The sequence below is a fragment of the Occallatibacter sp. genome (assembly GCF_049510455.1).
Lineage (GTDB): Bacteria > Acidobacteriota > Terriglobia > Terriglobales > Acidobacteriaceae > Telmatobacter.
The window spans coordinates 27,034-41,468 of record NZ_JBEKYX010000008.1 but is presented as its reverse complement, the minus strand read 5'-3'; the positions used below and the strand labels follow the sequence as shown (position 1 = coordinate 41,468).

15 protein-coding genes are annotated in these 14,435 nt (G+C 62.5%); 1 reads left to right on the top strand and 14 read right to left on the bottom strand.

Annotated elements, in window-relative coordinates:
• Positions 1–44: 44 nt before the first annotated feature.
• The 13 genes from ABSG47_RS02755 to ABSG47_RS02695 form a co-directional block, all read right to left on the bottom strand.
• Positions 45–692: a flagellar hook capping FlgD N-terminal domain-containing protein gene (locus ABSG47_RS02755; protein ID WP_424166071.1), complete on the bottom strand. Its 648-nt coding sequence runs from the start codon at positions 690–692 to the stop codon at positions 45–47.
• 28 nt (positions 693–720) lie between these two features.
• Positions 721–2,430, bottom strand: coding sequence for a hypothetical protein (locus tag ABSG47_RS02750; protein WP_424166070.1), 1,710 nt, complete (start codon positions 2,428–2,430; stop codon positions 721–723).
• A gap of 117 nt (positions 2,431–2,547) precedes the next feature.
• Positions 2,548–3,087, bottom strand: a complete 540-nt coding sequence (locus ABSG47_RS02745; protein ID WP_424166067.1) for a hypothetical protein — start codon at positions 3,085–3,087, stop codon at positions 2,548–2,550.
• A gap of 3 nt (positions 3,088–3,090) precedes the next feature.
• Positions 3,091–4,431, bottom strand: coding sequence for a FliI/YscN family ATPase (locus ABSG47_RS02740; RefSeq protein ID WP_424166065.1), 1,341 nt, complete (start codon positions 4,429–4,431; stop codon positions 3,091–3,093).
• The gene (locus ABSG47_RS02735; protein ID WP_424166062.1) at positions 4,428–5,225 is read right to left on the bottom strand and encodes a FliH/SctL family protein; all 798 of its coding nucleotides are present in this window, start codon (positions 5,223–5,225) and stop codon (positions 4,428–4,430) included. Before ABSG47_RS02735 ends, ABSG47_RS02740 begins: the two co-directional genes overlap by 4 nt.
• Before the next feature lie 27 nt (positions 5,226–5,252).
• The gene (fliG, locus tag ABSG47_RS02730) at positions 5,253–6,308 is read right to left on the bottom strand and encodes a flagellar motor switch protein FliG (protein WP_424166059.1); all 1,056 of its coding nucleotides are present in this window, start codon (positions 6,306–6,308) and stop codon (positions 5,253–5,255) included.
• Positions 6,309–6,374: 66 nt separating this feature from the next.
• Positions 6,375–8,039 (bottom strand): flagellar basal-body MS-ring/collar protein FliF, encoded by a 1,665-nt coding sequence (gene fliF, locus ABSG47_RS02725; RefSeq protein WP_424166056.1) that lies wholly within the window; start codon positions 8,037–8,039, stop codon positions 6,375–6,377.
• Between the two features lie 85 nt (positions 8,040–8,124).
• Positions 8,125–8,490 (bottom strand): flagellar hook-basal body complex protein FliE, encoded by a 366-nt coding sequence (gene fliE, locus ABSG47_RS02720; RefSeq protein ID WP_424166054.1) that lies wholly within the window; start codon positions 8,488–8,490, stop codon positions 8,125–8,127.
• A 144-nt stretch (positions 8,491–8,634) separates the two neighbouring features.
• The gene (gene flgC, locus ABSG47_RS02715; protein ID WP_424166052.1) at positions 8,635–9,150 is read right to left on the bottom strand and encodes a flagellar basal body rod protein FlgC; all 516 of its coding nucleotides are present in this window, start codon (positions 9,148–9,150) and stop codon (positions 8,635–8,637) included.
• Positions 9,151–9,211: 61 nt separating this feature from the next.
• A complete protein-coding gene (flgB, locus tag ABSG47_RS02710) occupies positions 9,212–9,574 on the bottom strand; it encodes a flagellar basal body rod protein FlgB (protein WP_424166049.1) in 363 nt (120 codons plus the stop codon).
• A 24-nt stretch (positions 9,575–9,598) separates the two neighbouring features.
• Entirely contained in the window at positions 9,599–10,987 is a 1,389-nt protein-coding gene (locus ABSG47_RS02705) for a sigma 54-interacting transcriptional regulator (RefSeq protein WP_424166047.1), read from the bottom strand.
• Positions 10,988–11,053: 66 nt separating this feature from the next.
• Positions 11,054–11,797, bottom strand: a complete 744-nt coding sequence (locus tag ABSG47_RS02700; protein ID WP_424166045.1) for a response regulator transcription factor — start codon at positions 11,795–11,797, stop codon at positions 11,054–11,056.
• A 198-nt stretch (positions 11,798–11,995) separates the two neighbouring features.
• Positions 11,996–13,036 (bottom strand): GGDEF domain-containing protein, encoded by a 1,041-nt coding sequence (locus ABSG47_RS02695; RefSeq protein WP_424166042.1) that lies wholly within the window; start codon positions 13,034–13,036, stop codon positions 11,996–11,998.
• 272 nt (positions 13,037–13,308) lie between these two features.
• Here ABSG47_RS02695 and lexA point away from each other — a divergent pair, with 272 nt between their 5' ends.
• Positions 13,309–13,914 (top strand): transcriptional repressor LexA, encoded by a 606-nt coding sequence (lexA, locus tag ABSG47_RS02690; protein WP_424166039.1) that lies wholly within the window; start codon positions 13,309–13,311, stop codon positions 13,912–13,914.
• 105 nt (positions 13,915–14,019) lie between these two features.
• Here lexA and trxA read toward each other — a convergent pair whose 3' ends face one another.
• Positions 14,020–14,352 (bottom strand): thioredoxin, encoded by a 333-nt coding sequence (gene trxA, locus ABSG47_RS02685; RefSeq protein WP_424166037.1) that lies wholly within the window; start codon positions 14,350–14,352, stop codon positions 14,020–14,022.
• Positions 14,353–14,435 lie beyond the last annotated feature (83 nt).

The following is a 14,435-nucleotide window of genomic DNA, read 5'->3' as shown; positions in this document are numbered from 1 at the left end:
CATCCAGGCGTGCGTGGAGAGCCCGATCGCTGGTTGCCGGGATGTCAGCGCGTAATGCGCTGGCCGTCGAGCGAGCGCGCGACACGAAGCGCCGCGCGACTCTTGGAACTGGTGGAGGAAGCGCCTAGATTGCCTTGCGTGAATTTGACCGGGCCGCCGGGCCGCACCGGGAGGGGATGGCCTGTGGGCGGCGTGAATGTGATCGGGCCGCCGGTCCGCACCGGGAGGGGATGGCCTGTGGGCCTGGTGGGATCGAATGACACGCCGCTATGCGGGCCGTTGGGCGGCGGAGTAATTGCGGCCAGGGTGCTTGTTGAATTGGCATGGGCGGATGCGGCTTTCGTGCTTTCCGTGCTCGTCTGCGCAGAGGCAGTCGAGGAGCCGGATGCGAGCGATGCGCTCGCATCGGCGCTCGCGCTCGGGAAGGCAGTCGTCAGCGTCTGGTTAATGTTGATCAGTTGTTCCAGGCTGTTTACGTTCACCAACTGATCGATGTACTCGTTCGGATCGGTGTCGGATGTGGGGTCCTGGTTCTGCATCTCCGTTACGAGGAGCGTAAGAAAGTCATTGGCCGAGATGGTCGTATCGCTGCTGCTGCTGGAGCTGGTCGAAGTGTCCATGGCCTGTGCGCTCATCAGCGGATTCGCCTGCGGCGCCGTGACCGGATTCAAGATTCCCGATGTTGCTGACATGTTTCCTCCCTGCGTGTGTTGTGTTGATCTATGCGAGGACTGAAATTCGTCCGTTGTGCGTTGGCGTGTAGACTTCCGGCTCGGAGCTGCCTGTGTGGAGCGCGGAGGATATGGATGTTTGTCCGGAGGCTTGATCCGCGGACGATTGCGACGATCGATCCTGCTGATGCGCTCCGGGCTGGGCGCCGGAGTTCCCAGACTGCTGCATGGAGCGATCCTCCGGCGCGGCCAGAGATGCGGTAATGGAGCTGCCGTGATGCTCGGCCAGGTAGGCATTCAGGCCGGCGAGATGGTTTCCCAGAGCCTGCGCGGCCTCCGGCGAGTTGGGCACAACAGAGGCATGGAGACCGCCAGAGGAGAGATCGGCGCGCACGCTCACCCACCCGAGCGATGGGTCCTGATAGCCTGCCTCGACCTGGCGTGGACCCGTATGTGTCCATGTTGTGGCGGGCTGGCCGGGATCGGCGTCCAGCGCGGCAAAGGTGTCGCGCGCTGTCGGCGAGTTGGATGCGGCCTGTTGCGCCGTGCCGGTTGTGGATGATCCGCGTTCCGCGGGAAGCCCTGAAATCCCCGCGGCATCGCGCGACGACATCGTATGCGAAGCGACGGCAGGGCTCTGCAAAGCCGCATCGCCGGCAATCGGATGCTGGAGCGAGTCATGCTCGCGCGTTGCGGCGGCGTGACTGGAAGCTGCGCGGGTCTGCTCGGCCACAGTGCCGGGCTCGGTGCTGGGCAACGCATTTGTCGCGTTGCCGGAAAGAGACTGCTCGGAGGCGGACTTGATTTGGGACTGCGGCGCGGGGTCATCGGCGGGAGACTGAGCCGAAGCATCCGCGCGCCGCGGCGCGGACTGCGCCGTGGCTGCCGTACTCGCTGCTGCGGCATGCGAGGTCTGAGCATTCGCCGAGGAGACGCTATTGGTGGCACGAACCGATTCCTCAACGGTCAATGCGCCGGAAAGATCCTTTCCCTGCGACTCGGATTCTGTTCCGATCGATGCCGAGAGCGCGGAGGATGTATAGGATGCTCTTGTCGCGGAGGTTGAGCCGGATTCCACGCCGGCATGAATCGTCTGCGTATGCTGCGGCGGCGGCGCGGCGGGCAGGTTGAGATTGGAAACGTGAACCGGGGCCGGCGCGAAGCCCTGATTGGATGGGAGGCCGGTCTGTGCGGAGGTTTTTTCGCTATCGCGCGCGGGTTTTGTCTGCGCCGGGCGCTCGCTCTCCGATGACTTGCCCGCAGTCGCGCCGGCAGTAGCCCTGGCCGCAATGGAAGCCGGAAGCGCAGGTGACTCGGAGATCGGCTGCCGGACAGCCTGCAATCGCATGGAAGCTGCGCTATCGCTCTTTGCGGGACCGGTTTCTGCCGGATCAGTTTTTGCCAGACCCGGAGGAACGGATGCCTGCGGTGTTTGAAGTGCGCGCGGCAGGGAGGCTGTCTCGTTGAGGAAGCCACTCTTTGTATCGCTCTCGACGCCCGTGCCGGCATCTGCGAGCTGATCCTTGAAGTGATCCTCGAACTGATCCTTGAGCTGATCCTTCAGAGCTTCGGACGATGCTGCATCCGAGGCGTGTGTCTGGCCTGCGCTCACCAGAGCCTCCATACCTGCACGGAAGCTGATGGCTGCGGAGCCGGCAGTGGCCCTGGTGGAAGATGCCGTGGAGGCGTCGGACTGGGTCTGCACCTTCTGTCCGCCGGGAATGAGGGATGCAATCGGAAATGCCGCAGCTGCAGTCATGCCTTGAGGAATTGCAGATGGCGTGCCAAAGAATGGGGCGAAGGGTTAGAAGAGTGTCAGGTTTGAGGATGGAAATTGGTGAGAAATCTCAGTGCTATTGGACAATCTTCATGCGCGCTATGGCAGATTTGAGAAATCCTCAGACTCATCAGAAAATGCATTGGGAAGTACAGAGTCTCGGCGGTCAGTACGCGGGCGCGACAGGTACCAGTCATCGAGGCTCTTCTGGCCTTTCCTGTTGGCTTCGAGGGCATCGGCGGCCTCCGTCTCCTCAATGAGAGTCTCGGCCTGACGGCGCTCGATGCGCTTCGATAGAAACTCCTGCCGGCGGAGTGCGGCCTGTGCCGCCGCTCGCAAGAGGCGCGGAGCGAGCGCCAGCGCATGGCGTTTGCCGATGGTTGTCTCGGTGAGAGCCGATTGCCGCTCAAGCGGCTTGCGAGAAGAGTTCTGCTCTGGATTCCGATCCATCTCCAGACTTTGATCGAGAACGCTTGCGGTGAAGCCGGTGCGGCCGCCTCGCTGGCGCGCCGCGGCCTGCTCCAGCGCTCTTTCAAGCTGCCGCAGTTCTGCCAGAGCCGATTCAAGCGCGCGCTGGTGCTGCTCCTGTTCGAGATCGCGGATGCGGAGAAGGCGTTTGAGGGCGCTTGAGACCGGCATGCGCTACACCTCGCCGGCAAGCGACTGAAGCCGCGCAAGAGCCGCATCGAAGCGCACCTGCTCGCGCGCGTCCTGGGTGAGAAAGTTGCGGATGGCAAGGCGGGCGCGCAAGGCTCGATCGAGATCGGGGTCGGAGCCGGGACGGTATGCGCCGATTCGCACCAGATCCTCCGAGCGCGCGTAAACAGCCATGAGACGGCGTACCAGCGCTGCCTGTTCGCGATGCGCCTGCGAGGCAACAGCAGGCATGAGACGGCTGATGGAATCGAGAACCTCGATGGGTGGATACCAGCCTTCCGCGGCCAGAGCACGGGAAAGCACGATGTGACCGTCGAGCAGCGAGCGCACGGCATCGACGAGCGGGTCCTGCTGATCGTCGCCTTCCATGAGCACGGTATAGAAGGCCGTAATCGAGCCTGTGCGGAACTGGCCGGTGCGTTCGACGAGTTTGGCCAGCCGCGTGAAGACGGAAGGCGTGTAGCCTTTCGCGGTAGGCGGCTCGCCCGCGGCAAGACCAATCTCCCGCGCGGCCATCGCGAATCGCGTGAGCGAGTCGAGGACGAGAAGCACATGCCTGCCTTCGGCGGCAAAGGACTCAGCCACCGTGGTTGCGGCCAGCGCGGCGCGCATGCGCAGCAGCGGAGACTCATCCGATGTGGAGACGACAACGACGGAACGCTTGCGGCCCTCCTCGCCGAGCGCGTCTTCAAGGAATTCGCCGACTTCCCTGCCGCGCTCGCCGACCAGCCCGACAACCGTGACATCTGCTTCGGTGTTGCGCGTCATCATGCCGATCAGCGTGCTCTTGCCCACTCCCGATCCGCCAAAGATACCGACGCGCTGCCCGCGTCCTACCGTGAGCAGCGTGTCAATCGAGCGAATGCCGGTGCCAAGGGGTCGCTTGATGGGGACGCGGTCGAGTGGCGGACGCACTTTTCCGTCGAGCGAAGCTGTTCCGGTAGCGGCCATCGGACGATGGCTGTCGATGGGTTCGCCAAGCGCATTCAGAACCCGGCCCATCAGCGCCGAGCCAATCTCAATCTCCGGGTGCGTGCCCGATGCCAGCACCTCATCCCCATAGCGGATACCTTCGGTGCTCTCGACGGGCATCGAAAGCACATTCGAGCCGCGAAAGCCGATGACCTCGGCGCGATGCGCGCGGCCATTGCGATCGACAATCTCACAGCACTCACCCACGGAGGCCAGCGGTCCTGCGGACTCAATCGTCTGGCCGACGGATTCCAGCACCTCTCCGCGCCAGCGCCAGGGTTGACTGCGCCTGAGGCGGCTGAAATATCCATCGAGCGTAGTGGAAACCTTGATGCCGGCTTTCAAAGCGGTCATGCGGTTTCCTCCTCAGAGTCCTGTGTGGACGCCTTCGCAGCCGCGTATGCCGATGCGCGCGAGCCGGGGCGATCAAAGAATCCGCGCTCGATTTCACTTAATTGCGCGCGGACGCCCAGATCCACGGAACCAAGTTCGGTCTCAATAACGCAGTCTCCCAGGCGCATTCCCTCACCCGTGGTCACCTCCGGACGCGAGCCGGGATTGGGAACAAGAGCAATCGCCTCGCGCCATAACTCAAGATCGCCCGCCGGCACTCTCAGCTTGACGCGGGTGGAAGAGGCAAGCTGCCCGAGCGCGACACGTACCGCTCCTGAAAGCAGAAGCGTATCCATCTGTGCTTCGCGCCGAAGTATGCGCGCCGCAACCGCGAGCGCGAGGCGCACTACCTCCGGCTCAATGTCGTGCATATATTGCTGGCAGGCCGCATCGAAGCTCTCGATCGACCGTATACGTTCTTCCTTGCGCCGGGCCTCCGTTGTATGAGCGAGCGTGGCATTGGCCTCGCGCTCGTGGTCGCGCTGCTCCGTACGGCCCTCCTCGCGTCCCTGCTCACGGCCGGCCGCGAAGGCGCGCCGCTCGGCCTCCAGGAGCAATTCATCTCTTATGGAAGAGGCTGACTCGGGCGATGCGGAGGAATGCTGAGCTTCGAGAGAACCATCCTCCGCGTCATCCTGCTCTTCAAACGCCCAGCGCGAGCCCATCCCTTCCGGAGCCTCCGGCCCGTGCCGATACGCAAACTCCTCAATGATCCATGCGCTCTTCATCGCCGCTATCGCCAATGTTCCTCCCACGTTCTTCCCCTTCGTCCGGCCCGATCGTCAGACCAGCATCTCGTCCCCGGTTTCGAGTTTGAGAATAACCTTGCCCTCGGCCTCAAGCTTCCGCGCCAGGTTGAGAATCTCCTGTTGCGCCTGCGCCACCTCACGCGATCGAACGGGGCCAAGCACCTCCATGTCTTCCTGCAGCATTTCGACGGCGCGCGCGCTCATGGCCTTGAACACCTGGGCGCGCAGCTCTTCCTTGGCGCCGCGCAGCGCAAGCGCCAGTTGCCGTTTGTCGATCCCGGAGACGATCTCCCGCATCGTCGCAGCCGGAACCGTCACCAGATCTTCAAAGGTGAACATCAGGTTGCGGATGCCCAGCGCAAGCTCGGGCTGGCCCTCCTCGATGCTCTCGAGGATGTGCCGGGACTCCTCGACATGCAGGCGGTTCAGCAGATCGGCTACCGCCTTGAAGCCGGAGTAGCTCTTGCGCTTGGTGTCGCCGACGTTTTCAAGGCGGCGGTGCAGAATCAGCGCTACCTTCTGCGCCATCTCGGGCGAGAACTGCCGCATCTCCGCAAGGCGCCGGATGGCGACCACCCTGTGTTCCGGGGTGAGATTGTCGAGCACCATCGCGGCGCGGCGCGGATCGAGATGGGCAAGCACCAGCGCAATCGTCTGCGGATGTTCGCTGTCGAGCAGCTTGCCGAGCTGTATGGGGTCCGTGCGCTGCAGCTTGGCCAGGTCGCTGTGCGAGGCCTCCTGCGTGCGCCGGATCATGTGCATCAGATCGTCGGCGCGCTCCTTACCGAAGGCTTCGATGAGCAGCCGGTTGGCGTAATCGAAGCCACCGTGCATGACGAAGTTCTGCGTCTCCAGCAACTCCCAGAACTCTTCGAGAATCTGCGAGGAAACGATGGGCGGGACGCCGCGCAGATCTGCCAGCTCCTCGGTGATCCGCTGCACATCGGCTTCGGGCAGAGCGCGCAGAATCTCCTTCGAGATCTCCTCGCCCACAGCAATAAGAAGAATTGCCGCCTTGCGCGCGCCCTTGATCTGCGCGGTCATTCTGCGCCGCGCCTCACGAGTTTCTAAATCCAATTGCGTCGTCAAGTGTGCCTTCCTCTGTGTGTCCTGTGATGGTTGGGGCCCGGCGGCGGACATATCGGCGCGCCCGCGTTACTCGGAGTGAATCCAGCTCTGCAGCAGGCGCGAACTCTGCGCCGGATCACGCTTCAGCGTTTCGCTGACCTGCGTAAAAATCTCCTGGGTGCGCGCCGCCTCCGGCGACAGAGCGTGAAAGTCGGCCGAGTCCAGCGCGGAGAACGCGGAATCATGCGGCGCGGGAAGCTCCGCGGTTTTAGATCCACCCGGCTTCTGCTTGCCGAAGCCCGCGCTGCGCAGTGCGGGCCGCACGCCAAGCGCCAGGACAAGAACGAGAGCTGCAAGCAGCGCGCCGTAGCGGATCAGCACTGGCGAGTTCTCCGCGCCTCGAAGCGCGCGTTCGAGAGGCGAAGCCGCCGCCTGACCGCGATTGTCGTCAAAGGCCAGGTCTTCGACCGCGACCATATCGCCGCGAGCGTTATCGTATCCAACGGCGGCCTGAGCCAGCGCGGTGAGGTTCCTGAGTTCTTCCGGCGAGCGCTTCTGCCAGACCGCGGATTTTGCGCCCGAGGCCGGCTGCACCATGCGGTCGTTGACGACGATCGCCGCCGTAAGCCGCCGAACCTTGCCGGAGTTTTCAACGGTGTGGCGCACGGTCTTCGAGACGCCGTAGGTGGCCGTCTCGCTCTTGGCCGACTGCGGCGGCGTATTCACCTGCGGATAGACCGGCAGCGCCTGGGCATTGGGAGCGTTCGAAGCCGTGCCGGGAATCCCCGCGGGCGCAGGCTGCGATCCCGCAGTCTGCTCCGTACGCTGCATGGAGAGCTGCGCGCTCTGGGCCGGGTCGTAGGATTCAGCCGTGACTTCGGTTGCCGAAGGATCGTAATCGACGGTCACCGAGGCCCGCACATTGCCTGCGCCCGTAACCGGCTCAAGCGTGGCGACGATCTTTTCTTCGAGAGCCTGCTCGGCGGTGAGGCGCAGCGCCTCGGGTGTCTTGGGACCGAGCGGCAGATGCCCCGCGGCATCGACCAGCGAGACATGGTCCGGCGTAAGGCCGTCCACCGCTGAGGAAACCATGTTGCGGATGGCCTCCGCCTCGCCATCGGCAAGAGCTGGATGGCGCAGCTTGAGCACCACGGCCGCCTTGGCCGGACGCTCCTGTTCGCGGAAGAGCGAGTCGTGCATCATGACCAGGTTGACCCGTGCCGACTCCACATCGGCCAGTGTGCCGATGGTATGCTCAAGCTCGCCTTCGAGAGCGCGCTGGTAGTTCACCTGCTCGTCAAACTCCGAACCGACCCAGTTCGGCTTGTCGAAGATCTCAAAGCCCATTCTGCCGCTCTTGACGCCGCCCTTGGCCGCCGTGGCCAGACGTGCCTTGTCGAGCTGCGCGGCGGGGACTCGGATCGTGCCGTCTTTCGCGCCGACATCGAAGGGAATCTGCGCCGCGGCAAGCGTCTGCTCCATCTGCCGGGCATCGTCCGCGTCGAGCCCCGTATAGAGCACGCGCCAGTCCGTATGCAGCCCATACCAGGCGACAAAGCCCACAACTGCCGTGAGCAGGACCACGGCCGCAATGGCCCAGAAGCGCTGGCGAGGCTCCATCTCCGCCCAGCGCAGGTGCGCGCGCGTCTTCAGCGCCGCCAGCCCATCGGTCCACTGTGCCGATCCCGCTCCGCTGCCGGGCGGGTTGTGGATAGGGGGCGTATTCATCTCCATCTGTGTTCCCGTTGCCATGCTTGTATGCCTTTATCTTCCGGTTCGTCGAGGTGGTCCAAATCGGGGCCGCTGGAATGCGGGCCGCTTCTATGAGAAGAGCCGCCTAGAACTGCATGCTCATAACCTGCTGATAGGCCTGCACCGCCTTGTTGCGGACAGCAAGCGTCAGATCGAAGGCCATCGAGGCCTTCTCGCCGGCGATCATTGCCTGATGCACATCGACGCCGGTGCCGGTGATGAGCCCTCTGACGGCGCGGCCCGCCTGATCCTGCAACCGGTTTACCTCGCCGACCGCGTCGGTGAGCAGATCGCCAAACGGCACCGACCCCGCAGCATCCATTCCGGCTGCGTCCGTCATCGGGGAAAGTCCGGTAAGCTGCGCAGGCGTTTGGGACTGCAACTGTGTCTGCAGGCTGTTCATGACTGCGGAAGCGCTTGTGTTTGTAATCGCGGTAATTGCCGGCAACATTCGATTCTCCTTATTTGAGGCGTTGCGGGTTACAGCAAAACCAGAGATGCTGCATCCCGAGGCCACAACATCTGAGTTGACGCGACCATCAGGGAGCGGCAACCTTGTTCATCTTCAACAGAGCACTCGTCCTCTGGTTTTGCTCTAAGCCTTGCCAATATCAAGCGCCGAGCCGATCATGCTCTTCTCAGCCTGCACGGCCGAGCCGTTCAGGCCATAGGCGCGGGTCGCTCCCATCAGATCCACCATCTCGGTGAGCGGGTTGATGTCGGGATATTCAACGTAGCCGTCGGGACCGGCATCCGGATGGCCGGGATCGTAGCGGCGCAACGGCGACGCCGGATCCTGGACAACCTGCGCGATATGCACGCCGCCGGCGGGTTCGCCCTCTGAGCCGGGAAAGCCAAGAAGCGGCATCGGCGGAGGCGCAATCAGGCTTTGCGGCGCGCCGATGGCCCCATTCATCGCCAGGGCAAAATTGGGATCCAATTGCATATCGCCGGCATTGGCCGCGAAGATCACATGCTGGCGGTGATAGGCGCCCCCGTCGGCAGTACGCGTCGTCTCGGCATTGGCCATATTGGCCGCGACCACCTCGGCCCGCATCCGTTCGGCCTGCATCGCGCTGCCCGAAGTCTCCAACAGTCCAAAAAGATTCATGATGTTCTCCTGATAACGCACTCAAACCTGAAAAGCGAATTCCGCTTTTGAACCCGGCACATCATTTGCCGTCCACGTGTATCGCATTCATCTCCGCCTGGTACTCACCCTTGAGGAGCGCGACGCCGGTCTTGAACTTCAACTGCGCCTCGGCCAGGTTCAGGCTTTCGCGGTCCATCGAAACATTGTTTCCGTCGGGCCGCGTGATCAGGTTCTCCTCCGGACGAAGCCGTACCTTCTGATCGGGAAGCCCCTCTTCGACCTCGAACATGGCCGAGCGCATCTCGGCCTCGAAGTCCATGCCCATGGCGCGAAAGCCGGGCGTGTCGATATTGGCCATGTTCTCCGCGGTCAGCTTCACCTGGCCGTTGGCCAGATCGAGGTACCGGGCCAACTGATCGCTCATCATCGTTTCGATTTGCATGATCTTCTCCGCTCTTCTCTCTTGTTAGGCGTGCGCAATCGCGCCGAACTCGATCTCGCCGGCGCAGATGACCGGCGCTTCGCCGGCCAGGATGGAAGCGCGCTCCAGCACATGCTCAAGCTCGCGGACGTTGCCGGGCCAGCCATGCGCCGTCAGGCGCGCAAGCGCCGCTGAATCGATGCGTTTGACAGGCTCGGTTCGGCCCATCTTGTCCAGAAAGTGCTGGATGAGAAGAGGCAGGTCTTCGCCGCGCTCGGCCAGCGACGGAGTGCGGATGAGAAAGACCGCCAACCGGTAGTAAAGATCCGAGCGGAAGTTGCCCTCCGTGGCATTCTTCGCCAGATGCTGGTGCGTGGCTGCGATGATCCGCACGTCGACCCGTACCGATTCGTTCTCGCCGACGCGCTGCAGTTCGCCGCACTCGACAAAACGCAGGAGCTTGGCCTGCAGCGCCAGCGGCATCTCGCCAATCTCGTCGAGAAAAAGCGTGCCGCCATCGGCAGCCTCAATGCGGCCTGTTCTGCCATGCGTGGCCCCGGTAAAGGCCCCGCGCGTATGGCCGAAGAGCTCGGCTTCAAGCAGCGCCTCCGGTATGGCGGCGCAGTTAATCGCGACAAAGGGCTTGCGGGCGCGCGGCGAGAGACGATGCAGAGCCTGAGCCACAAGCTCCTTGCCGGAGCCCGTCGGCCCTTCGATCAGCACAGGCGTCGAACGCGGCGCGACGAGCCGGACGCGGCGGCTGACCTCAAGCATTGCGGGCGCGTTGCCGATTAGGTCCGGGAGGCGGTGATCCGAAAGGCGATGATCTGGAAGACGCTGGTCCGAAACCCGGTGATCGAGAATCCGGTGATCGATGGGACGCTGCTCCAAAGGCTGCGCCGCGGAGACGATTTCTGTCTTTGTGGATGAAAAAGATGGGATGGCCGGCGAAGGGAATGGCTCCGGCGCCTCCAATATCTCGGGTGCCGTATTCCATGCCGCCGTATCGGTGAGGACTTCACTCCGAGAAGCGCCATCCTGACTGACCCGCAGGGCGTAGAGCAGCTCCTGACGGTAGGGACTGCGCGGACCTTCCGAGTTGACCGCGCCCTCAACCGTCAGCACATCGACACCGGCGAAGGAGCGCTGAAACTCCGCGAGAAACTCGCCCAGGTCGAGATCGGGAAGCCAGGAATCGACGATAGCCGCCTCAATGGGTACACCGTCCGCGGCCGCCCAGGCCTGCGCGCCGGAGGATGCCTCGCGCACCTGCCAGCGCAGGCCGGCAAGCGTCCCTCGCAACTGTTCGCGGAGGCTGGCATCGGCGCTGATCAGAAGCGCGATGCGCTGCCGCGCGCGAGAGACCGGAATGGAGGCCGGCGGAGGGCCAAATGAAAGAGGGCCGAATGTGGAATGCGATGCGGGTGAGGCCACGTTTCCTTCTCCTTCTTGCTGTTTACGCTCTTGCTGTTTGCGCCTGACGTTTGCGTTCTGTCGATGTCAGAGCATCTCGGTGCGTGCCGCGGCGGGTAAGGCGACGGTATGAAAGGCCGGCCCCAGCACGACAGCCAGCTCGGCATCCGAGGGAACCTTGTATCCCTGGCCGCGCACGGTGCGAATCAGATGTCCCGGCGCGGGATCCTTCAATTTGCGGCGCAGATAGTTCACATACACGTCGACGATGTTGGTGGTCTGCGCCGGCTCCATCTTCCAGACCGTATCCAGAAGCTCGACGCGCGAGACGCACTGGCCGCGGTTCAGCATCAACTGCTCAAGCAGCGCGAATTCCTTATTCGTGAGCTGTATGTGCTCGCCCGCGCGGCGCACGGTATGCTCCATGCGGTCGATTTCGAGATCGCCCGCGCGCAGAAGCAGACGCGCCTCCCGCTTGCGCCGCATCAGCGCGCGGCAGCGCGCGCGCAGCTCATGCAGACTGAAGGGCTTGGTCATCAGGTCGTCGGCGCCAAGGTCAAGGCAGCGCACGCGCGTCTCTACTTCGTTGCGTCCGGTAAGAATCAGCACCGGCAGATCGGTGTCGAGGCGGCGAAGCTCCTCAAGCACCTGCTCGCCGTCCTTGACCGGCATGTTCAGATCGAGAATCGTGAGCTCGGGCATCTCCTCGCGGAAGGCTTCAACAGCCGCCGCGCCGTTCTGCGCGAGGCGCACTCTGTGACCATCGGATTCCAGGCCGCGTGTAAGAAATATTCCCAGCGCCGGATCGTCTTCGGCAATTAGCAATCTCATGAATGCTTGCTCTCCTGCTGTCCCGATCTGTTGCAGAATGCTGTCCACATTTGAGCCGTCTGAATTAGAGAGCTTTCATGTGCTGCATCTCCACGATTGCGTGAGAGGATTTAAAGCGCAAGATGAGAGAGATGAAAGAGTGAGAGCGGATTCCGTAAGTGGGATAAGAGAAGATGAAGTGTCAAAATGGGCAAGACTTCACTGCGGACGCTTGCGCCGATACATGGCCTCATCGGCACGCTTGAGAAGCTGCTGCATGGTCTCGCCGGGGACGTACTCGGCCGCGCCGATGGAGGCCGTGACGCATAGGCGCAGCGCGCCGACAAGATAGTTGCCGCAGACCCATGTACTGACGCGTTCGACGAGTTTCTGCGCGGCAGCCAGAGGGCAATCGAGAACCATCACCCACTCGTCGCCGCCCCAGCGCCCGGCGACGTCTGTTGAGCGAAGCGAGTTGCGCAGCTCTCCGCCGAACTGGCGCAGGATCTCGTCGCCGATGAGGTGGCCGTGATTATCGTTGACGGTTTTGAAGTCGTCGATGTCAATGAGGCCGATGCTGAATGGCCGTCCTTCTTCCATGCGCCGGGCGATCTCCTTTTCGATGGCGAAACGGTTGGGCAACTGCGTCAGCGAATCGAGAGAGGCAACACGCTCGGCTTCCTGCAGGCGGTCCCTGGAAGCGGCCATCTGCGCGCGCAGCTCCGACAGCTCGGCGTTGCTCTCATCGAGAATCGTGCTGATCGACTTTCTTATCTCTTCGGCGGCGGCGAGGATGGACTCGCGCATGAGCGGAAGGTCATCGTAACTCGCAATGGCATGAAGCTTGTGGGTGATGGCCTCGATGTGCCGCGCGCAGCGTTGATCGCGCTCCCCTGCGCGCTGGGTGCTCCGGGCCAGCACGAGCAGCATCTCCTTGACCTCGCTGGTGCGGTGCTCGAGGTGTCTGGCCATTCCATGGCCCCAGGCGATGAGCTGATCATGAACTTTTTTACCGGCACGGGAGACGGACTCTTCCGTGCTGTCCTGTTCGAGATTCGCGGAGACTGTCTCCATGACTTCGAGCAGGGCGGCTCCTTCGGCGCTGGAGATCTCCACTCCGCAGCGGCCCATGGTTTCGATGGCATCCCGGTAGGCCGCGAGCAGCGCGGAGGGAGCGTGTGCCGCGCCGGGGCCGTCCTGGCCGGGGCCGGAGGCGCCAACGGACTTTCGTCCGCGGAGATATTCACCGATCAAGATCATTCCGTTCTCATGCATATTTCCGTACCTGGATGCGGGGGGCCCTTGCTACAGAATCGGCAGGTTGCGGCGGAATCCTGAGTGGAAAATGTACTTCTTTTTAAGAAAGTGCAGTAGATCGGGAGAGTTGCCTGACAATCGCCGCAGAAAGTTGGCAATAAGAAGCAATTTTTATTGCGATTCGCTTTTTATTCGCTATAATGCGCGCAGGGTTGCTGCAACTTGCGGCAAACCGAAGCCGAAGCCGGCACGCGCCGGCAGGGAGCGTAAAGCGGATGGCAGTGACACGACGGCAAAAGGAAGTTCTCGATTTTCTGGAAGGTTTTGTGGCGCGCAATGGCTACTCGCCTTCTTTTGAGGAGATTGCGCGCGGCATGGGGCTCAAGAGCCTGGCCACGGTACACAAGCACATCACAAATCTCGAAAACAAGGGCATGCTGGACCGCGTACATAACCGCAGCCGCTCGATCGATGTACTTCCTCCCGGCACGCGCACGCGTTCGAGCGACCGGCTGCCGCTGGCCGGAAGCATTGCCGCCGGCAAGCCGGTGGAAACAAGCGAGTCCATCGAGTCGATTTCCCTCTTCGACGTGGTGGGCAACCGCGACGTCTTTGCGCTTGAGGTGCGCGGCGACTCGATGCGCGACGAACACATTATCAGCGGCGATTATGTGCTGGTGGAACGCACACGAACGGCGCGGCAGGGGGAGATCGTGGTTGCTCTTGTGCATGGAGCGGAGACAACGCTGAAGCGGTTCTACTCAGAGGGCAGCGTGGTGCGACTGCAGCCTGCGAATATCGAGATGGAGCCGATCTATGTGCCCGCCTCGCAGATTGCCATTCAGGGCCGCGTGCTGGGAGTGCTGAGAAAGTATCACTAAAAACAGGGAACAGGGACAAGGGAACAGGGATTAGAAAAAGCAAATGCCCGGCATTCATGCCGGGCATTTCACTGTTCGCGGTAACCAGCTCACAGGCAACCGCTTTTACACGATCAGCTTCTCTACCTTTTCCGCGATCGCTTCCTGGGGAACATAGCCGATGATCTGGTCGACCACCTTGCCGCCCTTGAACAACAGCAGCGCCGGAATGCCGCGGATACCGTATCGCGAGGGCGTTGCGCCGTTCTGATCCACGTTGACCTTGCCCACCTTGATTTTGCCCGCATACTGCGCGGCTACGCCGTCCACAAAGGGGGCAATCATCTTGCACGGACCGCACCAGCCGGCCCAGAAATCCACCAGCACAGGCTGCTCGCTCTTGAGCACCTCCTGGTCAAAATTCGCATCGGTAAACTCAAAAACACCCGCTCCCGCCATGATTCTCTCTCGCTCCTAATTCCCGCAGGCCCCAGCTCTGCCGGTTTCTCTGCATATTCAGTCTCTCATGGGATGCATAAGGT